15 protein-coding genes and 1 riboswitch are annotated in these 24214 nt (G+C 49.2%); of the genes, 8 read left to right on the forward strand and 7 right to left on the reverse strand.

Annotated features, from left to right (window positions below):
* Positions 1-15 precede the first annotated feature (15 nt).
* Positions 16-1275, forward strand: coding sequence for a sensor histidine kinase (locus tag ACFQ03_RS10460; protein ID WP_144934644.1), 1260 nt, complete (start codon positions 16-18; stop codon positions 1273-1275).
* Positions 1247-1963 carry a response regulator transcription factor gene (locus ACFQ03_RS10465; protein ID WP_379287997.1) on the forward strand — a complete coding sequence of 239 codons (717 nt, stop codon included), beginning with the start codon at positions 1247-1249 and terminating at the stop codon, positions 1961-1963. Before ACFQ03_RS10460 ends, ACFQ03_RS10465 begins: the two co-directional genes overlap by 29 nt.
* A gap of 408 nt (positions 1964-2371) precedes the next feature.
* On the opposite strand, the gene ACFQ03_RS10470 is transcribed toward ACFQ03_RS10465, so the two are convergent.
* Positions 2372-3565 carry a class I SAM-dependent methyltransferase gene (locus ACFQ03_RS10470; protein ID WP_379287999.1) on the reverse strand — a complete coding sequence of 398 codons (1194 nt, stop codon included), beginning with the start codon at positions 3563-3565 and terminating at the stop codon, positions 2372-2374.
* Positions 3566-3755: 190 nt separating this feature from the next.
* Positions 3756-4655, reverse strand: coding sequence for a hypothetical protein (locus tag ACFQ03_RS10475; protein ID WP_144934654.1), 900 nt, complete (start codon positions 4653-4655; stop codon positions 3756-3758).
* 251 nt (positions 4656-4906) lie between these two features.
* Here ACFQ03_RS10475 and ACFQ03_RS10480 point away from each other — a divergent pair, with 251 nt between their 5' ends.
* Together ACFQ03_RS10480 and ACFQ03_RS10485 are read left to right on the forward strand one after the other, a co-directional pair.
* Positions 4907-5386, forward strand: a complete 480-nt coding sequence (locus ACFQ03_RS10480) for a hypothetical protein (protein WP_144934658.1) — start codon at positions 4907-4909, stop codon at positions 5384-5386.
* Between the two features lie 146 nt (positions 5387-5532).
* Positions 5533-5877 carry a hypothetical protein gene (locus ACFQ03_RS10485; protein WP_144934661.1) on the forward strand — a complete coding sequence of 115 codons (345 nt, stop codon included), beginning with the start codon at positions 5533-5535 and terminating at the stop codon, positions 5875-5877.
* A 254-nt stretch (positions 5878-6131) separates the two neighbouring features.
* On the opposite strand, the gene ACFQ03_RS10490 is transcribed toward ACFQ03_RS10485, so the two are convergent.
* Positions 6132-7292, reverse strand: coding sequence for a Gfo/Idh/MocA family protein (locus tag ACFQ03_RS10490; RefSeq protein ID WP_379288002.1), 1161 nt, complete (start codon positions 7290-7292; stop codon positions 6132-6134).
* Between the two features lie 708 nt (positions 7293-8000).
* On the opposite strand from ACFQ03_RS10490, the gene ACFQ03_RS10495 reads away from it, so the two are divergent.
* Positions 8001-9182, forward strand: coding sequence for an MGDG synthase family glycosyltransferase (locus ACFQ03_RS10495; RefSeq protein ID WP_379288004.1), 1182 nt, complete (start codon positions 8001-8003; stop codon positions 9180-9182).
* Between the two features lie 36 nt (positions 9183-9218).
* The gene (locus ACFQ03_RS10500) at positions 9219-10514 is read left to right on the forward strand and encodes a polysaccharide deacetylase family protein (RefSeq protein ID WP_144934669.1); all 1296 of its coding nucleotides are present in this window, start codon (positions 9219-9221) and stop codon (positions 10512-10514) included.
* A gap of 139 nt (positions 10515-10653) precedes the next feature.
* On the opposite strand, the gene ACFQ03_RS10505 is transcribed toward ACFQ03_RS10500, so the two are convergent.
* Entirely contained in the window at positions 10654-12555 is a 1902-nt protein-coding gene (locus ACFQ03_RS10505) for an ATP-binding protein (protein ID WP_379288006.1), read from the reverse strand.
* 366 nt (positions 12556-12921) lie between these two features.
* Here ACFQ03_RS10505 and ACFQ03_RS10510 point away from each other — a divergent pair, with 366 nt between their 5' ends.
* Complete coding sequence (locus tag ACFQ03_RS10510) at positions 12922-17955, forward strand: family 10 glycosylhydrolase (protein WP_379288008.1); 5034 nt, start codon at positions 12922-12924, stop codon at positions 17953-17955.
* 100 nt (positions 17956-18055) lie between these two features.
* Here the strand turns inward: ACFQ03_RS10510 and ACFQ03_RS10515 are convergent, their stop codons facing one another.
* Both ACFQ03_RS10515 and ACFQ03_RS10520 read right to left on the reverse strand, forming a co-directional pair.
* Entirely contained in the window at positions 18056-19591 is a 1536-nt protein-coding gene (locus ACFQ03_RS10515) for a flotillin family protein (protein WP_379288010.1), read from the reverse strand.
* Between the two features lie 26 nt (positions 19592-19617).
* Positions 19618-20136, reverse strand: coding sequence for a protease (locus ACFQ03_RS10520; protein WP_150960486.1), 519 nt, complete (start codon positions 20134-20136; stop codon positions 19618-19620).
* Between the two features lie 337 nt (positions 20137-20473).
* Between ACFQ03_RS10520 and ACFQ03_RS10525 the strand changes: the two genes are divergently transcribed.
* On the forward strand, positions 20474-20974 hold the full coding sequence (locus ACFQ03_RS10525; protein WP_379288013.1) for a DUF4825 domain-containing protein: 501 nt from the start codon (positions 20474-20476) through the stop codon (positions 20972-20974).
* Positions 20975-21542: 568 nt separating this feature from the next.
* Here the strand turns inward: ACFQ03_RS10525 and metE are convergent.
* Positions 21543-23837 (reverse strand): 5-methyltetrahydropteroyltriglutamate--homocysteine S-methyltransferase, encoded by a 2295-nt coding sequence (gene metE / locus ACFQ03_RS10530; protein ID WP_379288015.1) that lies wholly within the window; start codon positions 23835-23837, stop codon positions 21543-21545.
* Positions 23838-24001: 164 nt separating this feature from the next.
* A riboswitch (cobalamin riboswitch) is annotated at positions 24002-24193 on the reverse strand.
* Between the last annotated feature and the right edge of the window lie 21 nt (positions 24194-24214).

Genomic DNA, 24214 nt, shown 5'->3' on the forward strand with positions numbered 1-24214 from the left:
CGGGTGGTTCAGCTTATGGCTCAGGAAATGGTTCAACGCAGAAGATGGCACTGGTCCGAATGGATTATGCTCGGATTTTACGCTGTATGGGTGATCGGCAGTATCACTACATGCTTCATGTTCGATAAGGGCAGTATGTCGACGCTTCGGCCCTGGGAGTATGCATCGCTGCTGTTCACCCTGTTTATGCTCCCGCTTCTCTTCTGGAGACCGGGTTATGTGCATATGCTGGGGTTTCCCCTAACCGTTCTTCTGACAGTAGGGGGATTTCAGCATTATTTATACTTCAATAAGCTGGAAATGATTGACCTGCTCTCCTATCCGCTCATTATCGTCGGATTTCTCTCTAACCGGTTGAATATTTGGTGGACAGTGCCCTGCTTTCTCGTCATTCACCCTTCTATATCGATTTGGTTGATGGATCAGCCCGGGCTGCTGGCTATTCTCCAAATTTTCACTTCCTATGGAGTAAGCTTTGTGATGGGATTGGGGATTCAAAGAATCTTGACCTCCCACCTGAGAATGAAGCAGTTGTATGGAGAGAACGTTAAGCAATACGATCTCATCCGCCAGCAAAACAAAGCCTTGGAGCAGTATGCCCGCCAGGTGGAAAACCTGACCCTGCTGGAGGAACGCAACCGCTTGGCCAGGGAGCTTCACGATACGGTAGGCCATACGTTCACCTCTGTCATTATGGGGATGGATGCCGTATCCTATTTGATCGAGCTGGATCCGAACAAAGCCAAGGCCAAGCTGGAGGTGCTGCGGGAGGTTACGCGCAACGGATTGGACGAAGTCCGCAAGAGTATCCACCAGATTGCTCCACTGGAAGATAACGCGCCGTTGACTCAGCAAATTTCCAGATTGGCCAACGAATTCGCGGTTCATACCGGAACCTCGGTCAGAGTAGATACGTCCGGGGAGGAAGGGGAATTCCCCCAGCAGCTGAAGCTGACCATTATCCGCTGCTTACAGGAAGCTCTTACGAATGCCAAGAGGCACGGACAAGCTGCATCCGTGCTCATTGAAATCAATTATCTCCATGAACAAATTTCCTTGAAGGTGAAGGATGACGGCCTCGGCTCGGACAAAATCCATACGGGGTTCGGTCTGAACGGCATGAAGGAAAGGCTCGCCGCCTGGAGGGGGAATTTGCAGATCCACTCTCATAAAGGGCTGGGGACGACCGTCACCTGCACTATCCCGTATTCGCGGGCCGGTATCAAATCACAAGGGGGAACCATAGATGAAAGAGATTCGGTTACTTCTGGTTGACGATCAGGATTTAATCCGCGAGAGTCTCCATATCGTACTGGACATGGATCCGGAGATCGAAGTCGTCGGGCTCGCCGAGAATGGCAGGATAGCTGTGGACCTGTGCTCCAGCAAGCAGCCCAACACCGTATTGATGGACATTCATATGCCGGAGATGGACGGAGTGGAAGCTACCCGGCAGATTAAGAAGCAGTGGCCGGATATCCGGGTTATCATCCTCACTACGTTCCAGGAAATCGATTATGTCGTTCAGGCGCTGGATGCGGGAGCGGAAGGATATTTGCTTAAGGCCATTCATCCGAAGGAGCTGGTCTCGGGCATCAAATGGGTGCATAGCGGGGGAACGCTCATTCCGCAGGATATTGCAAAAATGCTGGTGAAAGAGATCAAAAACGGCGAATCCGCCGAAGCAGGCAGAAACAGCTCAGCCACCGATTCACACGGAAGCCATAGCGCCCAACTGCTGCAAGCACCGCAAGAATTGCCCAAGCTCTCTTACGGGCTTAGTGAACGGGAGCTGGAGGTGCTTCAGTTGATTTCCGCAGGCCTGAATAACCGGGAAATTGCCGTCAAGCTATTTTTATCCGAGGGCACCGTGAAGAACTATATTTCCAGCATCTATTCCAAGATGGATGTTCGTGATCGGATGCAGGCAGCCAAAAAAGCGAACGACGAAGGAATACTATGAGGATAAACAGCTATGCCGTCCTTAGAACAGGTGCGTTTACCGATGAAATATAAGAACAGGTATAGACGAAAACTTATACTATGAGAAAAACTCCTATCGGAGCCCTGAGGGAAAGCTATACGTCGCATCCGGGTCAGTAAAGACATCGCAAAGACGAGCAGAAATACATTAAAATCGTGCCTTTTTCCAAAAAGAAGGCGAAAGACGCTCAAATGTGCAGGTCTTTTTCACAAAATGGGGCCATTTCGCAAAAATCGCTCCAAAGACGTGCATTATTGCTCTAGAATCAGGTATGTGGCGGCTTTTCTCCAAAAAGACGTGCATTATTGCTCTAGAATAGGGCACTCCGCGGTTTTCTCCAAAAAGACGTGGAAGCACATAAAGGCCGGAGCTTGCTCCGGCCTTCGCCTATAGGAGGCCCTCCAGACGATCCTGCAAGGCTCTTTCCAGGTAAGGATCAATGTGCAGGAACTGCTTGAATTGCTTATACTCCGCTGCGAGCTTCCGGAGGCTCTCTTCGGAGACAGCCTGCCGCACCGCCCGAACCAGCAGGTTCTTGGGAGTATGCTCCATATCGATGAACTCTACAATTTGCGATTTGTAGCCAACCAGCTCCAACAGTCTGGCTCTTACGGAATCGGTGGCCAGAGCCGACAGCCTCTCCTTAATGATCCCATGCTCCAGCATGGGAGCCAGCACCGGGTTATCCAATTGCTTAAACAGCTCATGCTGACAGCAGGGCACGGACAGGATGACCCGGGCTCCCCAGCGGACAGCTTTGTCCAAAGCGGCATCGGTCGCCGTATCACAGGCGTGAAGGGTGACGACCATATCCACTTCATTAATATCGTTATATTGACTGATATCGCCGACATAGAAATTTAAGTTCGTATACTGCAGCTTAGCCGCCAGAGCCGAGCAGTGCGCAATGACATCTTCCTTAAGATCAAGACCGATGGCACGTACATTTAATTTCTTTATGTAGGTTAAATAATGATACATGGCAAAGGTCAAATAAGATTTGCCGCAGCCGAAATCAATTACCGTTATAGGCCGGTTGCGGGGCAGCTCACTGACAACATCATCCACCAATTCGAGGAAGCGGTTGATTTGCCGGAATTTGTCGTATTTCGCCGCAAGAACCTTCCCTTGGGCATTCATCACACCCAGCTCAACCAGATAAGGAACGGGCGTTCCTTCCTCCAACAAATATTTTTTCTTCCGGTTATGAGATAATTCTATTGTCTTTTTGGTAGCCGGCTTTTTAAGAATAGCGGCCTTGCCTTTTTTATTCACCAAAATTTGATAGTCCGCCTCTGCTGTTTGCCACAAGCCTTGCTTGAACTGTTCACGAAGAAGCTGCGTTAAGTGGCCTGCCGCTTGATCCGCATTCCGGTTTTCATGTATGACCTTCGGTCCGACCTGATATGTGAATTGGTATTTCCGCTCTCCCTTGAGAATAACCGGCTTCATCTTCACTTTATCCGCATGCTGCGGCTCCTTCCTCCGTTTATTGCTCAATGTGGCTTGGAGGAGTGTTTCATTATGGATCAACTCAACGGCTAGCCGATATAGATTGTCGTCATTTAGATTGTCTGTCATAAGTCTCCCCGCTTTATATTTTCGGTCGTGTATGAACGGTTCCGCCTGCCAGTCATGCCAGGAAAGGTTAACATTCTGCAATTAGTAGTATAACATGATTGCAGGTTCAGGTTTAATCCTCGAACGAAATCCAGGCAAGAAAAGAACACCCCTCCCTTCATCCGTGAAGCGGGGATGCTCTCGCTCAAAGCTATCTTTGTCTGACTCCTGTGCTGGGACTGTACATTCCGTCACTGCCTGTAATCGGGCGGCCGATTTTACCGCCACTGGAACTGCCACCGTAAGATCCCGTCCCTTCCGTGTCCGGAAAGAACCGAGTAGCTAAAGAATTCAGGGCGGGCACAATTTGGTCCTTGGTCTGTCCCTGCTGTTGTTCCATCTCCTGAAGCTTGATGAGCTGCGCCCGAAATTCATCGTTCGCCGATACAAATACATGATGAAGAGAAGGACTGCTGAGCTCTTTCACCCGTTGGACAATTTTTTGTTTAACGGCTACCGGCATATTGGATAAATCTGCGTCCGAGCTGGAAGAATGAAGCTCGCCATGCGGGTGTGCGGTCAGGTTCCCTGTTCTGGAAAAGCCGGAGCTTCTCGTATCCAGGTCATGTCCGTTGCCCGCAATTCCGCTGCGTATCTCCGGGCCGACCTGCTCACGGTACGGTTCTTCCCTCTGATTCAGCATACCGCTTCCTCCATCCGCCGTTCCCGCATCCATCCGCTTGGCCTCTTCCTTAAGCTCTACAGAGACATAGACATATCTATCGGTAACGACGGACTTAGCGTTATCGACCTCGTCCATAGCTGCAATTTGTTCGTCCAGATAAGGACTCCATTCCATTCTCGTATTGGTATGAGGCGAAATCAGCCCGGTTCCCGATCTTTCCCCCTGGGCTCTTCTTAATTCATTCATGCGTGGAGTTTGTCGTTTACGGATATTCTCCTGCATGATCTCCTGCTTGAATTCCCTGCCCCGATATCCGTTGAATCCATGACTTTGCTGGTAACTCGAGCAAGCCGCCAATAAACACAGGCAGCCGGCAAGAATAATTGGCCCCTTCAGCCATCGTCCTCCGCGATTGCTTTTATTCATTTTGCTTTCCCCCTTTTCTTTGGAGAAATGGATAATGACGCAATCTTAGCATTCGATTTTCCTGCCGATTTTATGCTGCTTCTTTTTCTTGCTCAAAGCGGAACTCTCCCGACCCGCTTTACGGCGCTGTGACGTTGATCATCCCCCATGCCATTTTACAGTGTGCTAATATTTTGCGGCTGCTGGACACTAGTCCCATTCCAATGCTTGTTCTCTATCATAAATATGATAGCAAGAGGGGGTTGGACAAGATGATTCAAACGGGGTGCAAATGGAAGCTCATCTTATTCGTCTATCTTCTGCTATGGTTTGCCGGCAGCTTGTACGGGCTGCTCTATTGGATGGGGAATAAAGCGCCGCAGGGGCAATGGCTGGGACTCAGCCTTCCCGAAATCCGGAGCTATTTGATCTATGCCTGGGCCGGCGCGAACGGAGGAACTTTATATGCTGTGAGGATGCTGCATCAATTTCATAGCTGTCAATCGACTATGCAATGGTTTCTATGGTATTTTTCCCGCCCTCTACTCTGTGCAGGCACGGCTGTTTTTGTCATTCTTTTGCTGGAGAGCGGTATTCTCCCCATTCTGGTATCGCCGGACGAAAAAGCCAGAATCGGCGTTGCTTTCCTGGCAGGCCTAGGTTACGGAAAAATAGCCGAGAAATTAATGTCGTTAACGGAGACGCTTTTTAACGGCAAGAAGCACATCGCTGAAGAGCCGTCCAATAAGTGAAGCTGATCCACATCTTGCGCGGTTCCGCTTTTTACGGCTCAGGCATCGTTTACCAGTATACTTTGACGGGCTCCACTCCATAATACAAACGGTTATCGTTAATTAACCAAGCTAAGGACCAATCATATTATTAGGAGGCTTCTTACATGCAATCGTTCCAAGCGGGCCAGCAGCTTAACCATTGTCGTCAAACCGTTCGTCAAATGATGCATCAAACCGAGCAAGCCAGCATGATGTATCAGCAGCTCCTTCAGCAGGAGCAGCAAAATGCTGTAGAATTGGAGCAAATTGCCCAGAAAGAACGGCAAGCGGTGCAGATGATTCAAACAGCACTGCAAGGACACCATACCGCAATGCAGCAAATGCAGCACATTGAACAAATTTGCAATGAGCTGGAACAAGTGATGCACAGCATCAATCAGGTGAACCAGCCGTACAGCACTCAGCAGGCGGGTTCCCGTTATTACGGTCAATCGTCTTATAGACAATAACTTACGGTAAGAGGCGTCCGCGGACGCCTTTTTCATTTGCCATCCATTCAGTGAGAATCCCAATCTATTAATGCAAATTGCTCCTTTTTCTTTTGTCAAAAAAAAGAACCGGTTCCTATTAGGAATCGGTCTGATAAATGAAAAAATGGACAATCGATTTTATTGCACACGTTAACATTGATGAGAAAAGGAAGCAACCATAACGGCATATCGCCGTAATGCCCCTTTAAGCGAAGACTAACTATAATTGGGAATCAATAAGTTCCGTCGGTGTTCATAGTCATTTCTTTCGTAACCTTGACAAATTTAGAGTTGCGGATCTTCTCCTGCAGCTTCTCGTAGTACAAGTCTTCGTCAATAGGCAGTTGAACCCAATCATCAAGCCAGGAGGACAAATGCATTGCGTTGGATAGCGTTAATCCTTTAATTCCTTCGACTCCGGGGGCTAACAGTGGCGTTCCTTTCAGAATGGCATCGGTAAAGTTCTGGGTGATGCCGCTATGCCCGGTTTCTCTGCCGACGATCGGAATTTCGCATTTCCAGCATTCCGGCTGTCCGAAGCCGCCTTTATATTCCGCATTGAACTGGCGTTCCGATACCCGTAATCTCCAGAAGGTCATAGTGCCGTCTTCAATAACGATTTTGCCGCGATCTCCCGTTACTTCATAACGATTCGTTCCCGGCGCTTCGCCTGTAGTTGTTACGAACAGGCCTGTAGCTCCGTTATCGTACTCCACATAAGCCGTCACATCGTCCTCTACCTCGATATTGTGGTATTTGCCGAAGGCACAGAAGGCCCTTACCCGAACCGGCATCATATCGACCGTCCACTGCCACAAATCGAGCTGGTGCGGATCCTGGTTCAGCAGCACTCCGCCGCCTTCCCCGGCCCAAGTTGCTCTCCAACCGCCGGAATCGTAGTAGCTCTGCGGGCGATACCAATTGGTAATAATCCAATTCGTACGGCGGATTTCGCCCAGCTCGCCGGAAGTAACCAAGTCTCTCAGCTTCTGATAGAGCGGATTCGTTCTCTGATTATACATCATCCCGAAAATTTTATCGGTCTTCCCTGCCGCCTCGTTCATCTCGCGAACCTGCTTGGTATAAACCCCTGCCGGCTTCTCGCACAGCACATGAAGCCCATGCTGAAATGCCTGAATCGCCAGCGTCGGGTGATCATAATGCGGAGTCGCAATCAGGACGGCGTCAATTTCTCCGGAAGCATACATAGCCTCTACATTGTCAAACAGACGGACCTCTTCGCCCAAATTTTCCTTGGCCCAGGTCAGCCGTTCCGGTCTGTTATCACAAATAGCGGTCAGCTTCGCTCCCTGTACGGTTCCTTGGGCTAAATACTTCGCATGGGAAGATCCCATATTCCCGATGCCGACAATGCCAAATCGAACCTTATCCATAGGTACCTCCTATTCTAATAATGATTAATAGTTACGACTACATTATAAACCATGCCGCCCAGTAAACAAAGAAAAGATAATTTAAGTTTGGGAATCGGCATAAATTAGCCAAGATTAGTATAGATGCCCTAACGAAAACATCCGGAAAAAAGCAACATGCGTAAGACAATAATGTTGAATACCAACATTTCAAACGGGTGTTTAAAAAGAATCTCAACCTAATAATTGGAATTATGGTAGAATAACCAGTATAATCGAGGTCTTTTTTTGAAATAATTGACAATAGCCTTCCTCAATTTCCTGCCGCTTATGATGGACTTAAGAAAAAATTTAGGATTTGATAGGCAATTCGTTTAACATTTTGTATTAAAATAAGAAGTAGAAGAATACAATTACCCCACGAAGTGACGTGAGGCCTTTGATTCATATCATCTACGGGGAACTCCCGAACTATATAGTGTACATCAAGTATCTAGGATTCCTTTTGGAACCGTCGAATCATTTCTTAATATTGAACTTAAGCTTTAGATGTGAAATTTAAACCGCTGGGGCTGACAAACGTCTCATCCACATAAATTATTGATCGTCCACATCATGGCAACCCGACCTAAGTCTAGGTTTATAAATGGTCTTAAGTCAATACCGTGACATCCAAAAGTATTTTACAATAAGTGCAATGAGAATTGTTGCAAATGGGGTGTTCTTGAAGTGAACGGAAAACAACAGCATAGAATTTTGATATTATCCGGCGAGTTCGGAGATGGACATAAACAAGCCGCTAAAGCCATTCTGGAAGCTTCTCGACTTTACGGCCCTGATGTACAGGTGAAGATTGTTGATTTTATGGAATGGAATTACACAAAACTTCATAACATCGGCAAGTTTTGCTATGCGCAATGGGTCAAACATTTCCCTAACGTATACGGCTTCTTTTTTCAAAAAACACGAACGGACAATTCTTTGTCGCAATTATTTAAGAAAATCAAATTGTTTGATCTCAATCGTATGATAAAATTGTTAGAGGAGGAGCGGCCTACGGTAGTAGTCAGCACATTTCCTCCGGCGGCTGCGGCTATGTCATTGCTGAAAAGCCACGGTCTGACCCAGGTGCCCACCGTTACGACAATTACGGATCATACGGATCATAGCTATTGGATCCATCCGTATACCGACCGTTATCTGGTAGGCTCTGATGTAGTGCGCGATGCCCTGCTGAGGCATCATGTGCATGAGTATCAAATCTCGATAACCGGCATCCCCGTTCGCCCTCATTTTTCCCAGGAGATGAACCGGGAGGAATTAAGACGTAAATATGGAATTGATCCATCGATTCCGACGGTTCTTATTATGGGCGGAGGACTGGGTATGATCGGTAAGGAATCGACCTCTCTTCTATGGTCTGACCTGCTGCATCCCGGCCCGGTCCAATTCATCGTCGTCTGCGGCCATAACGAGAAGCTCAGGCAGTATTTGGAGTCGGAAACGGTTCATTCCCCTCATCGGGTTATGTTAACCGGGTATATCGACTATGTTCACGAACTGATGGCTCTATCCGATATTGTCATAACGAAGCCAGGCGGACTGACCACATCCGAAGCGGTAGCACAGAAGCTTCCAATGCTGCTGTATAAGCCGCTTCCGGGACAAGAACAGGACAACGCGGCGTACTGGGTTCGTTCCGGAGTGGCGATTCTTGCCAGGAAGGAAGCCGAGCTGCATGCCCAGCTGTCCCACGTTCTCCGCCATCCGCAGCTGTTAAGAGACATGCGGATTAAAGCCGGAACGTTCGGAGCCAAGAATGCGGCGCTTAACGCCGTGGATGAAATTCTCCGGACGGAAACTTCCTGGAACGCTTATCAGCCTCCGGAAGCCGTTTACGCCGTCCGCTAACTGTATTAATTTTCCTTAGTGAAGGGGTTAAGGGAAATGAGAGAGAAAATATTGTGGGTAGGGTTAACCTTCCTTGGACTGTATATGATCCTGCCATGGATCATATCACGCGTCTTCGGTTGGGGAATCCACCGCAAGGGCAGCAAGCTTAAGCAGGTGGCCCTGACTTTTGATGACGGTCCCGATCCTAATTACACACCCAAGCTACTGGATCTGCTGAACCAGTACAATATCAAGGCCACATTCTTTGTGCTGGGCTCCAAAGCGGAGCGAAATCCGGACTTGATCCGCAGAATTCATCAGGAAGGACATCAAATTGGCATTCATAACTATACCCATAAGTCCAATTGGCTGATGACCCCCCGCAAAGTAAGAAAAGACCACGTTGATCGTTCCGCCGACATTGTTGAGCGGATTACGGGCGTTCGCCCAACTTATTACCGCCCCCCTTGGGGGATTCTTAACTTGGGCGACTTTCTGCTGCGCCGGCAGTACTCGATTGTATTATGGTCGCTAATGGCCCGCGACTGGAATGCCAAAGCGGCCAAGCAGAAATTGAAGAAGCTGCTGCTCACCCGGGTGACGGACGGATCGGTCATCCTGCTCCATGACAGCGGTGATACCTTCGGAGCCGATGAAGAGGCACCGCATTATATGCTCGAGGCACTGAAGGAGACTTTGGCGGAGTGGGATCATTCCTTCGAATTCGTTCGAGTGGATCAGATGTTTCCCGAAACGAAGAAGGCCGTCCCCGCTGCCGGCGAGCTCGGCTTCATCAGACGCCTGATGCTGTCCGCCTGGTTATTGTGGGAGCGGTGCTTTGTCCGGTTATTTCATATTGTTCCTGTTTCCGAGGAGGACTCTCTCCTCCAATTGCGCTGCCGAGAATACTATGGCAGCCCGATCAAGCTGAATGATGGCGTTATTATTTCCAAAGGGGACCGGATCGCCGAACTGCATTTCAATAACGATTTGCTCGTTCAATTGACCAGCCAGTCGAAGAGCTCGGTGCATCTGGCTATCCAAATGATCCGGCGGACAGAAGCGATGCTTCCGAGAATTCTGTACTTATTACAAAATGATCCTCAATATAAAGACGTCAAAGGGCTGTACGGAATAAGCCTCATTCACCGGGGCACCAGCCAGCTTGGATTTACCGTCATTGATCTGCCCAAAGGAATGTTCTCCTTTGCTACGCAATACTATCTTAAATTTATGATGTATGTTCTTCACCCGCAAGGCCGGGATAGACTAAGAACCAAGAATGAGCTTCTGGTTCCGAAAATTATCGCCATCTCTACCCGCGAGCTGGAAAACCGGTATATTGCATAATCACCGAACGCCCCAAGCTCATATTGGCAGCAAGGATAAATGGCTGCCGCCTTCCTGGGGAAAAAACGCGTGTTTATCGGTGTAAGGTGACTTATACTTTTTTATATTTGAACAAACAGAAAGAACCTCGTTTCCTGATTCAGGATTGCGAGGTTCTTCCGTTTATCGGCAAGCTTCCCTGCTTTTCTTTAACTCTGCTGCGAAGCGGCAGTTTAATGACGACCATTGTCCCTCGTTGGGGGCGGCTGAACATACCGAGCTCCCCTCCGTGCTCTTCTACAATCTTGTGGCTAATGGCCAGTCCCAATCCTGTACCGTTAGCCTTGGTCGTAAAGAAGGGCATACTGAGACTCGGCAAATCATTAACGTCTATCCCGACTCCTTCATCCATAAATTGGATCTTTACCCCATCCCGCTCCCGGAGGACCGCTACCTCCATATTGCCGCCTTCGGGCATAGCCTCGATCCCGTTTCTAAGAATGTTGACGAAGACTTGCTTGAGCCGATTGGCATCGCACCAAATCAATAGCGGCTCTTCCTCCTCATTCCGGAAATGAATATGGATGGGCTGTTCCGTGGACTGGCTCCGGAATAAAGCAACGACCGATTTCAACACAAGAATCAAATCATATTTCTCAAAAGTAGGAGGCTGCGTTCTCGACAAGTATAACAATTCACTTAAAATTTCATTAATCCGATTAACCTCTTCCAGCATTAGAGGCACCGTATCCCTCTTGTTGGGCTGCTTGTTCATCAATTGGAGATTTCCGGAGATGACTGTCAGCGGGTTCCGGATTTCATGAGCTATACCGGTCGCTAACTGGCCTACCAGAGACAGCTTCTCGGTATATCTCAGCCGGTTAATCATGTGGAACGATTTGCGGATCAGCACAATCACGAGGCATAGAACCAACAGCAGCATTCCCAGATAGGAAATCGAAGGAATATTCATACCGAAAAACATGCTGTCCAAGATGTCTATGCTTCCTGCCAGGCTGAAGCACACCGTTCCCAGCAGCACAATCTGCGCTTCCCTGTTTCTCCTGAAGGAAAGAATCGACAAGTATACAATAGTTACCGCCATAGTGACGAACAATAACAACTGATAGTAAAACAGCCCCGTCAGCAAATGCACCTTCCCTATATAAGCCGATGAGATATAGACGAGACCATATAACAGGTGGACCTTCCAAAGCCATTTCATGGGCCGGACGCTTTGGGAATCCTCAAACAACTGAATAATTAGAATGATGGCCGAGGCCATTCCGGCTATCAAGGAAACCAGCTCCAGATACATCCATACCTGAGGGTTATCGTAATAAAAATAAATAATCGTCGTCCGGCAGATCGTATACAGGCCGAAGCTGATCGCGAACCCGCCGAAGGACAGAAACGGCTTGAGCCGCAATTTATAGAACGGATATAGCGACAGCAGCCCGGCAATGATGTAAAAGCAGCCAAGTATGAAGCGGGCCGCCTGCTGCTTATGCAGTGAGAGAATATAATCCGAATAACCCGTCAATTCGGGGTAATCCAGCATTCCTATATTGGGCGACCCGGAATATATCTTAATATAAAGTGTTCCACCCTCTTGCTCCGCCGGGAGCAGCACTACCCTTTCCGGAGTCCCTTGATAAGCGTTATAGCCTCTATTATCGACGTCCCCATACTGATATACCAGCTGTTCATTGACGTAAACCTTGAAATTTTCATATATTTGGATAATCAGACTCGGATCTTTCCATGAGATGGCCGGAAGTGTCGTTCTCAGCCATAGTACATTCCAGTCCCCTCTTCCGGGAAGATTCATCGTCTGTTGAGCGGGGAGCCAATGGCTATCGTGGATTCCTTCCTGATCCGCACTGCTCTCCCACTGTAAATCTCCATCAGAGCCAATGGGGAAATCCCCCCAGTAATACTCCCACTCCGTCAATGGAAGGCGATCTGCTATTTCAGCATCTGCCCGTATGAACAAGAAACCAATGCAAACCACACCGGCAAATAAAATGAATATTCGGATAAATTTACTCCATCGTCTCATTTCGGGGACTCCGTCTCATACAGATGATAATGGGTTTAAAGCATCGATTAGATTAAGTGGATATGTGCATTGTTCGACACAATTTTACAAAATCCTTCTTATTCCACCATTAAGGTTTTCTTTTCGACATTTATAGAATAAATCAGCAGCCATTCTAGAAAGCTGTACCTCCACGTTGAAGGTGTTGAACCGACTGTTTCATGTAAAATTCTTCATTCTAGAAATTGGATAATTTTGAAATTTACGATTGAATACTTCCGTTTTATATACTATATTCTAACAAAGGGGTGAAATAATGTTTCACAATTTTATGCAGTTAACTAAATTTAATAACTGCACAAGTGAAAGATGGGGAGGGAATAAGCATTGGCGAAGTGGTTTCATCAAACCAAAAGTACGATCTCGCTTGTTATGGTTTCAGTACTTTTACTTTCCGTTTTTGTAAGCGGTGCCAATTTTGTTGCAGCTAGTTCCGCATCCACCAATGATGATTCAGTTACTATGGCTACATACGGCCTGCCACAAACAGCCGATGAGGAATCGGTCACCAAGACTACATACAGCCAACTCGCTCCTTCTATTGTTCGAGTGGTCGAAGATTTTGGGAATGCGAACGTCACAGCTTCTTTTATAAGAGCCACGGGAAAATTAGAATCGGCAAGCCGACCGGAGCCGGTTCTCTATGGCAATCATTCGGCCAAACTATCCTATAACCTGATTCAAGAAAGCGGTACGGCAGCAGCATATGTAAACTTCTTGGATCCTGGAACTGCAAATTACAGGACTTTAGAAGGCAAGCCGACCAAGCTGGGCCTATGGGTCTATGGGGACGGGAATAATAAACATTGGCTTCGCGCCGAGTTTAATACGACAGCCGATGTTGCCGACTTTACATCAAGCTCGGGCTTTAACTGGAAGGGATGGAAATACGTGACCGTCAACATTCCCCAACAGCTGACCAAACCGGAATTTACAGATCCGATTAAACTTCGCCGGATCTATATAGCACAAACCAACGATCTGAATAAAACGGCGGGAACCGCCTACTTCGATCGTGTAAGCGTATTCTACGGCGATACGGGAGGGTTATACGGATTAGATCTGCTTGGATTGACTCCGATGAAGACCGGCGAAACTCAAACCGCACAAGTCTTCGAGACACGTGAAGGGTATACCGCTCCTCAATTAGTTCAGGGGCCGATAGTGTTCACAAGCAGTGACGAAAATGTCGCCACCGTGGATGAGAATGGGACCGTTACTGCGATAAGCAAGGGGGTAACGACCATTACAGCGTCCTATGGTGTTTTTGACGCAACCTATGAATTGATCGTAACCGATGATGACCCGTTTGTGGAACATCTTGATTTGATCGGGGCCGCCGAATTGCAGATGTTTGAGCAAGCTCAAACGGAGCTGTTCGCTACCTTCAGGGGGGTGTCCGAGCCTGTGCGAATTCTGACCGGAGTCACATATTCAAGCAGCGATGAGAAAGTGGCAACGATCGATGAGAATGGGCTTATAGAGGCCCATTCCATAGGGAGAACGACTCTAACCGCATCCTACAGAAACCAATCGGATACTCTCGAGCTTAGCGTCGGAATACCGATTCCAATCCTGCAAAGTATCAAGTTAACCGGACTTACGGCTATGGAGATTGGCGATTCGAAACAAGCCAAGGTGATAGGAACCTACAATATCGAACCTTTTGAAGTTGAGCTTAAGGAGGGCGTCACCTTTACTTCCAGCAACCCAAGTGTAGCCGCCATTGACGAAAACGGATGGATTCAAGGAAAATCGCTGGGCATTTCCATCATTACCGCAAAGTATGGCGGCAAGAACGCCACTTATACTGTCGTCGTGAACAATCCCGATCTTCAGCCGCCCAAAAGAGAGCTGCGGGCCGCTTGGATTTCGACCGTAGAAAGGATCGACTGGCCCAAATCAAACGATCCTGAGCAGCAAAAACAGGATTTCATCGACCTGCTCGATTTTCATCAATCGCTTGGCATGAATGCGGTGGTCGTACAAGTGAAACCGACGGCCGATGCCTTCTATTCATCGGAACTGGCTCCTTGGTCCCATTGGATCACCGGAGTCCAAGGGAAGGATCCCGGGTACGATCCGTTAGCGTTTATGATCGAGGAAGCGCATAAGCGCAATCTTGAATTCCATGCCTGGTTCAATCCGTATCGGATCAGCATGAATACGGATATGGACAAATTAGTCGAAAACCACCCGGCACGCCAGAACCCGGATTGGGTCATGTCCTATGGCGGCAAATTGTATTACGATCCGGGCGTCCCGGAGGCCATTCAATATATAACGGATAGCGTCATGGAAGTCGTAAAAAAATACGATGTCGACGGCGTTCATTTCGATGACTATTTCTACCCGAATCGATTTGACGGAGAAGGCTTCCCCGACCAAGCGACATATGACAAGTACGGAAAGGATTATCCCGGGGATATTAATGCTTGGCGCAGGCATAATGTAGATACTCTAATCTATAACCTGAGCCGGGAAATTAAGAAGGAAAAGAATTACGTGAAATTTGGCATTAGCCCGTTCGGTGTATGGCGTAATAAAAGCGTAGATCCCGACGGATCGAACACGAACGCCGGACAGCCAAGCTACGATAATCTCCATGCGGATATTCGCAAGTGGGTTATTGGAGGCTGGATAGACTATGTTGCTCCGCAAATCTATTGGAGCTTCGGGTTTGCCCCTGCGGCGTATGAAATTCTGGTGGACTGGTGGAGTGAACTCATTGAGGAGCATAACGCCAATACTCATCTTTATATCGGTCATGCCGATTATAAAGTAGGCTCGGACGCTAACTTTACGGATCCTTACGAGATCCCGAATCAATTGATTTATAACTTAAACTACGAGCAAGTAAAGGGCAGCATCCACTTTACGACAAGGGATTTGATAGGAAAGCCGGATTTAAGGAATAAGATCGCCGAGGTCTATAAATACCCGTCACTCGTTCCGGTCATGCCCTGGTTGGAAACAGAGGCGCCTGAAGCACCCGCTATAGAAGCGTTCTCTCTTCTGAGCGGCATTCAGTTGAACTGGACAGATACGGATGACAGCACGGCCTATTATGTCATCTACCGTGCTTCCGGCGATCAAGTGCCGGACAGGAATAATCCTGCTCATATTTTAACTACAATGCGCAAGTCCGATCTGGCCTCCTATGTCGACCGGGATGTGACCTTGGGCAAGACGTATACCTATGCGGTAACAGCGGTTGACCGATTGCATAATGAAAGTGAATTCAGTGAACCAAGGACGGTAACCGCGACAGCAGCAGCCATTGTGGAAGAAGCCGCCGAATTGTCCGACATTTCTGCAGCATATGGAACAGCATTGGAAAGCTTGGATTTACCAAAAACCGTTCAAGTGACCTTAAACGACGGTACGAAGCCAAGTCTCAAAGTGACCTGGGATGGCGGTACTCCGGCCTATGACGGCCACAAAGCCGGCACCTATGTGTTCGCAGGCCAATTGGAATTGCCGGATGGCGTTGAAAATCCTAAGAAAATTCAGGCAGAAGTGCGGGTGATCGTTAAGGCCCGGGAGACTGAGACTATCGTTAAAGAAGCTGCCGCGCTTGCCGACATTTTTGTAGACCACGGAACTGTGTTGGCCGATTTGAAGCTGCCTGCCAGCGTCGAAATCACATTCAACGACGATACTAAAGCAGCTGTCGCGGTGACTTGGGACGGCGGTACTCCCGCTTATGACGGCAATCAAGCGGGCACGTATGTATTCTCGGGCACATTGGATATTCCGGAAGGAGTCAACAATCCGGATAACATTCAAGCGATAGTGCGTGTCATTGTTAAAGCCGGCCCTGTCTATGCGAAGAAAGCAGAAAAACTGGATGATATTTCTGTAAACTATGGAACCGCAATAACCGATTTGAAGCTGCCTTCCAGTGTCATGGTGACTTTGAATGATGAATCCACGACGAAGGCAACCGTGATTTGGGATGGCGGTACCCCGGCCTATGACGGCCACAAAGCCGGCACATATGTGTTCGCAGGCCAATTGAAATTGCCGGATGGCGTTGGTAATCCGGACAATATACAGGCACAAGTACGGGTGATCGTTAAGGCTGAGCCGATTATTGTGAAAGAAGTATCGGCCATTGCCGATATCTCGGTCCAATATGGAACCCAACGCTCAGAATTGAACCTGCCTTCGAGCGTTAAGGTTACCTTAAGCGATGAAACGACAACAGATGCGGCAATCACTTGGGATAACGGCACCCCGGCCTACAACGGCCATCAAGCCGGCACATATGTGTTCGTAGGCAAGCTGAAATTGCCGGATGGCGTTGGTAATCCGGATGATATCCAAGCCGCAGTTAACGTCATCGTAAGAGCAAGCTCCGGAAGTTGGAGCGCTGTCCATCTGCCGCCATCGAGCACGGTGACGTTGAAAGCAGGCAGCAGCGGAACAGCCAGCCTCGGTGAGGAAGTATCCATTATCCTTCCGGAAGGCGCGTTTGATCGAGACTTATTATTAACGATCCGGAAATGGAACTCCCCGTTAAACGTATCTATGCCTGAATATAAGCTCGTCAGTCCCGTCTTCGAAATCGTGAAGGATGTTGAAGGCAATTTCAAGAAGCCAGTGACGCTTACAATCGCTTATGATCCAAGCAAAGTTGGCGAGAACCAAATGCCGTCTATCTTCTATTTCGATGAAGATAAACGTGAATGGGTTGAAGTTGGCGGAACGGCGAACGATGGAAAAGTGACTGCGGAAGTCGATCACTTCGCCAAATTCGCAGTGTTCGCCGTTGAGAAGACTGTTGAGGAACCGGTAATTGAAGCGCCGGCCTGCGTCGATGTTAATTTTACGGACATCAACGGACATTGGGCAGATAAACATATTAAAGATGCCGTCCAGCAATGCCTAATCAATGGCTATCCCGACCATACCTTCCAACCGGATAAGACGGTCAGCCGGGCGGAATTTACGTTGATGCTGGCACGGGCGCTTCAGTTGGAGGGCAATGCCAAGCCTCTGGCCTTTGCCGACCGCAATCAGATTGGCGACTGGGCGCAGCCGGCCATTTCCCTGGCGGTGCAAGCAGGTATAATCAACGGCTATGAGGACGGCAGCTTCCGTCCGGATGCGCAGATCAGCCGCGTGGAGATGGCGGCCATGATTATCCGCGCACTGAACGTAGAATTACCGTCCGACCATTCTACGTCCTTTGCCGACGATGCCGACATCCCCGGCTGGGCCAAAGGATACGCAGCCGCAGCCGTACAGGAAGGAATCATCCGTGGACGGGACGGCAATCAATTTGCACCGAATGAACATACGACACGGGCAGAAGCTGTAGTGATGCTGCTGCGGATGCTGGATACATTAAACTAGGCAACAAACCAATAAGCAACCCTAGTCCGGAATCCAACCGGGCTAAGGTTGCTTATTTTTCATACATCGTCGATCTTGATTTATTCTAATGATTCCGTCTCTACTTGTCTTCCGTCGGATTTATATCGAACTTCGGAGCTTCGGAAACCGGCAGCACCGGCTTGGTTTCTGCGCTGTCCGACTTCTTGTGGGTCAGTTGATGAACAAGCTGGTTCAAATCAATACCCGAGACATCCTTCAGCATCTCCGGTGCGGTAGCCATAAGCTGGGTCACATAATTGCTTACACGGGTCGCTCCCTCGCCATTGCCGGTATCCACCACCGTCAGCTTATCGATCGAAGCCAGCGGTTCGGCAATTTTGCCGGCCAACTCCGGAAGCATCTTGACAATGATGTCAAGGACAGCCGCCTCGCCGAATTTCTGGAACGCCTCGGCCAGCTTCTCCTTCGCTTCCGCTTCGGCGAAACCTTTCAGCCGGACTACTTCGGCCTCGGCCGAACCTTTAGCCCGCTCCGCATCAGCGATAGCAAGACCTTCCATCCGCTTCTGTTCCGCAACCGCTTTGGCTTCCGCCTCAATTCTGTATTGAAGAGCATCCGCTTCGCGCATTTTCTTCGCTTTCTCCGCTTCAGCAGCCTGGATGACCGCATACCGGTCCGCATCGGCTTTCTTCTTCACTTCCGCGTCATACAGCTTCTCGCGAACGAGAATTTCCTTCTCCTGAAGATCAATTTCCCGGTTTTTCTTAACAAGCTCTACCTTCATCTGCTCTTCCACAGCGACCTGCTTGGATTTCGCTTCCTGAATGAAGTAAGCCTGATCGGCTTCCGCCTTGGCCGTATCCTGCTCCCGTTTGAAGGAGGCCACCTTCAGGTCCCGTTCCTTCTCCGCCTCCGCAATATTGGTATCGCGCAGCAATTCGGCCTTCTGTCCTTCTTCCGAGGCTTTAGCCTTCTGGATACGGGCGTCGCGGATCGCCTCGGCCTCGGCAATATCGGCATCTCTCTTGACCGCCGCAATCCGGGGCTTACCGAGAGCTTCCAGATATCCGTGTTTATCCCTTAAATCTTTGATGGTGAAGGAGACGATTTGCAGCCCCATCTTCATCAGGTCCTTAGCAGCAACCGCTTGAACCTGCTGGGCGAATTTCTCCCGGTTCTTATAAACCTCTTCCACCGTCATCGTTCCCAGAATGGCACGCAGATGACCTTCGAGAACTTCTTGAGCTTCCCCCTTAAGGGATTCGATAGGCTTGCCCATATACTGCTCGGCTGCCGTAGCAATATCTTCAATTGCACCGCCAATCTTGATAATCGCAACCCCGTCAGCCATAACCGGCACTCCTTGCTCGGTGTATACCTCAGGAGTATATACGTCAAGCTTGTGAGACAACAGCGACAGGAACTCGGCCTTCTGGAACACCGGCCATATGAAGGCCCCCCCGCCGCGGACGATCTTCAGCTTGCGCCCGGATTCATCTATCTGAATGTTTTTGGATCCGAGGAAAGACCCTGTTACAATCATCGCCTGATCGGGTCCTACCGTTTTGTACCGGGCCCAGAAAGCGAGTCCGAGAATAACAATAACCGCCAAAATAATACCCGGTATTACTAAGAAATCTGGAAGATTCTCCATAGCTTCTTCTCCTCTCATCTGGATGGTTAAGCGTCAAATCGGGAAACAAACAGCGTTCTCTCCTTCACCTCCACAACAACTATTTTCTCCCCTGCCGGAATGGACTCTCCGTCGAAGCTCGCTGCTGTATGATTGCTTACGCCGGCTCCTACCTTAAGAACGACTTCCCCGTATCCATCCTTCGGAATGGAAATGATAGCCTCGCCAACACTTCCTTTCAGATCGTAAATGGAATACCCTATGGAGTTTTCACTTTCGTTCATAGGCTTCACATAGAAGAGGTAGATAACCGCTCCTCCGAGAATCGCCAGTCCAACGGCCAGCGCCAATACGGCCCAGACCGCCCATCCGGTATACCGGGTAAGCAGAATGCCCGCTCCTCCGAAGATGGTTACGCCCCCGGCAATCACCATCGGCTGCAGAAAATCAACCGACAGGAAATCCAGCAGTCCATCCAGAGCGTGGCTCATCACATCACCCAGCAGAACGGTCACGAGGGCAAACAGCAGCCCGAAGATTAGGCAGCCCCAGTACAATTCCAGCATAATCAACCCTTCTTTCCAGAACATATTATGCGGGTCGTTGATCGTTTCTTGTAAATTAATACGTGTTACCCGACATTATGTTTCAAAAAAAACGATTTTCGAGCGTAAGCATTTCGAAAATTCGCCCTTCCGCACAATAACTGTTTTTTTGACACACGTTCTGTTAGACTATTTAGATGATATTTGAAAATATCAATTGGATTTGACATGACAAATAACTTCGGATTGTTTCCCCTGACCCAAAATATTATTCAGCCCTTGTACAAACAACGAAGCAGACAATGTTAATAAGGGGGCTCGGTAGTCAGGCCTGGCGATTTTTAAGGAGGATTAATTGATGCGAAAAATAACAACCGGATTCTTCATCTCATTATTGGTATTTCTTTTCCTAAGTGGATGTAATTCTAATTCCAATGGCGTCGTAAACGAAGATCTATTCCAATATAAAGATTCTTACGTTGGCGATAACAGTGCAGTTGGCAATATTACTAAACAGTTACCAAGTCCAACAGGCGAACAAATAAGTGAGTTGGAACTGAAAACGACAGAACCGCCTTATGGAATTGTTTTGAATTATGTGCCTGCAGAAACAACAGATCAAATAGCAGCGGACTACAAAGAGCTTGCGTTATACAATGCTACATTTATATTTGCGTTGGTTAAAAATGCGGATTGGGTTGATTTTAAATTCGTTGAAAAAGAATATAGGGTGACGAGGGAATCATTAGAATCCTGGTACGGAAAAGATTTAAGCGAATTTAAAAGCGAAGATGAACTCAGTAAATTCACTCAGAAATACTTTGAAGATGAAAATAAAGTGAATGATTTTTTTAAATAACAGGGCCCGGCGTCATAATCGTCTAACGGAAATCATACAACTAGTTTGCTCCTCTAAGGGCAAAGACTAAAACTTACCGGAAAACCTACAGCTAAGCAAAAAAACTCGGTTCTACGTGCCGTTTTTCCACGTATTTTAACCACATTCTACAATTCAGGTGCATATATCTTTGCTGCCATCCTTTGGACTGTTATCCCTTCAACTCAGAAAAAGTAATTGAGTCGACTCGGAGTGTAAAGAGCAGGCGACCATCAATCTTATGATTTTATGCAAATTGCGGCTGCTTTCCCGGCCTAAATAAAGTCCGACCGGCATAGCGGTGTGGGGATGGGAGCCACATCTTTCTGAGCGAAAGGGATAACAGTCAAATGGACGGGAGAACAAAGTATAGATTGCCGCACATCTGACTGAGCGAAAGGGATAGCTGCCAAAGGCATGGGAGAATAATTTGTGGACCAGCCCGCTGCTCGCTGCTGATAAAAGCCGTTGAAGTCTTCGAAGCACCTTCGAAGACTTCGTTATTTTTCTGATGCCGACGGCTGGAACGGCAGCGCAATAATGAAATAGGCTACAAAGCTTCGCGGGCTTGGCGGGCCGCCTGAACCATATGCTTCAGGGATTGGACCGTCTCTTCCTTGGCCCGGGTTTTCAGCCCGCAATCCGGGTTGATCCAGAACAGCGAAGCGGGCAGCACCCGCAGAGCTTTCTCAATCAGGCCGGTCATTTCGTCAACGGATGGCACCCTGGGACTGTGGATGTCGTAGACGCCCAGCCCTATTCCTTTATCATATGTGTCGGTCTCGAACGCTTCGAGAAGCTCTCCGTGGCTGCGTGAGGTTTCGATAGAGATCACATCAGCGTCCAACTGGCGGATAGCATCGATCAGATCGCTGAATTCGCAGTAACACATATGGGTATGAATCTGAGTGCTGTCCTTCACTCCGGATGTCGCCAGCCGGAATGCCCCCACTGCCCATTCCAAATATTCCTCGCGGTCTTCTTCCTTAAGCGGCAGCCCTTCGCGGAGTGCTGGCTCGTCGACCTGGATCATGCGTATGCCGGCCTGTTCCAGACTTTCGACCTCTCTCCTCAAAGCTAATGCCAGCTGTTCGGCTACCTCCTTGCGCGGAATATCGTCACGCACGAAGGACCAGTTCAACACGGTCACCGGCCCCGTCAGCATACCTTTAACCGGCTTGGAGGTTAGAGATTGGGCGTAGACCGTCTCTTCCACCGTCATAGGCGCCTCGAAATCGACATTGCCCCAGATAATCGGGGGCTTCACACAGCGCGAGCCGTAGGATTGAACCCAGCCGTTGACGGTGAAGGCGAAGCCGGCCAGCTTCTCGCCGAAAAATTCCACCATATCGGTTCGTTCGAACTCCCCGTGTACGAGCACATCCAGGCCAATCTCCTCCTGAATGGCTATCCATTCGCGAATCTGTTCACGGATAAACCGGTCGTACTGCTCCTTCGTCCACTCACCTTTGCGCCACAGCCGTCTTCCCCTGCGAACCTCCGCCGTCTGGGGGAAGCTGCCGATCGTAGTCGTCGGCAGAAGCGGCAGATTAAAAGCCTTCTGCTGCTCCTTCCGGCGTTCCGCGAACGGCGTCCTTGTCTTCGCTGCAAGAATCGCCTCCGCCGGCTGACCGGCCCGAGCCGCTCTCAGAGGCGATGCCTTCAATGCCCGCAGAGCCTCACGGCTCGCTTGCAATCGAGTCTTCACCTCTTCCTGCTCCGCCCCCAGACATATCGCTTTTGCCAGAAGCGCAATTTCCTCCAGCTTCTCATCGGCGAAGGCCAGCGCATTCCTCAGCTCCGGGGGCAGCGCCGTCTCTGCCGCCAGGCTGATCGGCACATGCATCAGGCTGCAGGACGGCTGGATGATCATCCGCTCGTAAGGCACCTTGCGGGCGATGGATTCCAGCAGCTGCAGCCGGTCATCCAAATCGGTGCGCCATATATTCCGGCCATCTACAACACCCGCAGCGAGAAGCTTATCCTCCGGGAATCCATATTGCTCTAGAGCGTCCAAATGCCGGGTGCGGCCGGATACCAGATCCAGTCCGATCGCCTGTACCGGCAAGGCCACCAATTCCGAGTAACGCTCGGCGGAATCGAAGTAGGTTTGCAGCAGAAGCTTCAACCGGGGCGCCGCCGAATGAAGATAATGGTAGCTATCCCGAACGGCCTGCATTTCCTCGTCCGTCACCGACATAACCAAGGCCGGTTCATCCATCTGCAGCCACTGCACTCCTTCCTGCTCCAGCTCCTGCAGAAGCTGGGCATACGCCGGTAGCAGGCTCTGCATAACCTCCTGGAATCGAGTGCGGTCATATCCCTTGGACAGCTTCAGGAAGGTATAGGGACCGATCAGAACCGGCCGGCCTTCGATGCCCAGCTCTTCCTTCGCTTCCTTATAGAGGGCAAGAATCCGGTTATCTACAAGCGAAGGTGTGCGCTCGCCGAATTCCGGGACGATGTAATGATAGTTTGTAGTGAACCACTTCGTCATTTCGCAAGCTGCCGCCGAACGGTTGCCCCGTGCCATGGCAAAATAAGTTTCCAGCGGAACGGGGCCCCCCGTGTAATCGAACCGGTCCGGCACAAGCCCAAACATGGCGGCGGTATCCAGCATAGTGTCGTATAAAGTAAAATCGGCAACCGGAATCCAATCCAGCCCGGCTTCCCGCTGCTTGCGCAAGTGGTTAAGACGGATCTCCTTCATCGAAGCCAGCAGCTCTTCCTGTTCCAGCTTGCCTCCCCAATACGCCTCCAACTGCTTCTTCCATTCCCTGTTTTCGCCAATCCGCGGATAACCGAGGTTTCCGCTGGTCAGCCCATTTCTCTTCTCCGTATTCATCGTCTTCTTCTCCTCTCTCACTTTCAAATCCCTTCTAACGCGTATCCATGCAACAAAAAAAGGACATTCCCGCCTAAATGAAAAAGAATGAATGGCGAAAATGTCCCAGCTATGTCAGGTAACTGGACATTAATTAACACCCGCCTATCTCCCGTAGGTTTCATTTAGTGTTGTTGGAACAGGCAGGTCTCCTGGCTTCAAGATCATCATCACAAGCTGCCTTCCCGGTCTGTCGACCAGTGGCGTTCTTGCTGCGACTTCCTTGTTACAGTGGCGGGACCGCTTCGGACTTACACCGAATTCCCTTTTAAGCTTGCAAGGCATAGCCTACAAGCACCTATTCCCATTTATTCAATTGGAATAATGCGACTTGGTAA

It is taken from the genome of Paenibacillus residui (genome assembly GCF_042677205.1).
Taxonomy (GTDB): Bacteria; Bacillota; Bacilli; order Paenibacillales; family NBRC-103111; genus Paenibacillus_L; species Paenibacillus_L residui.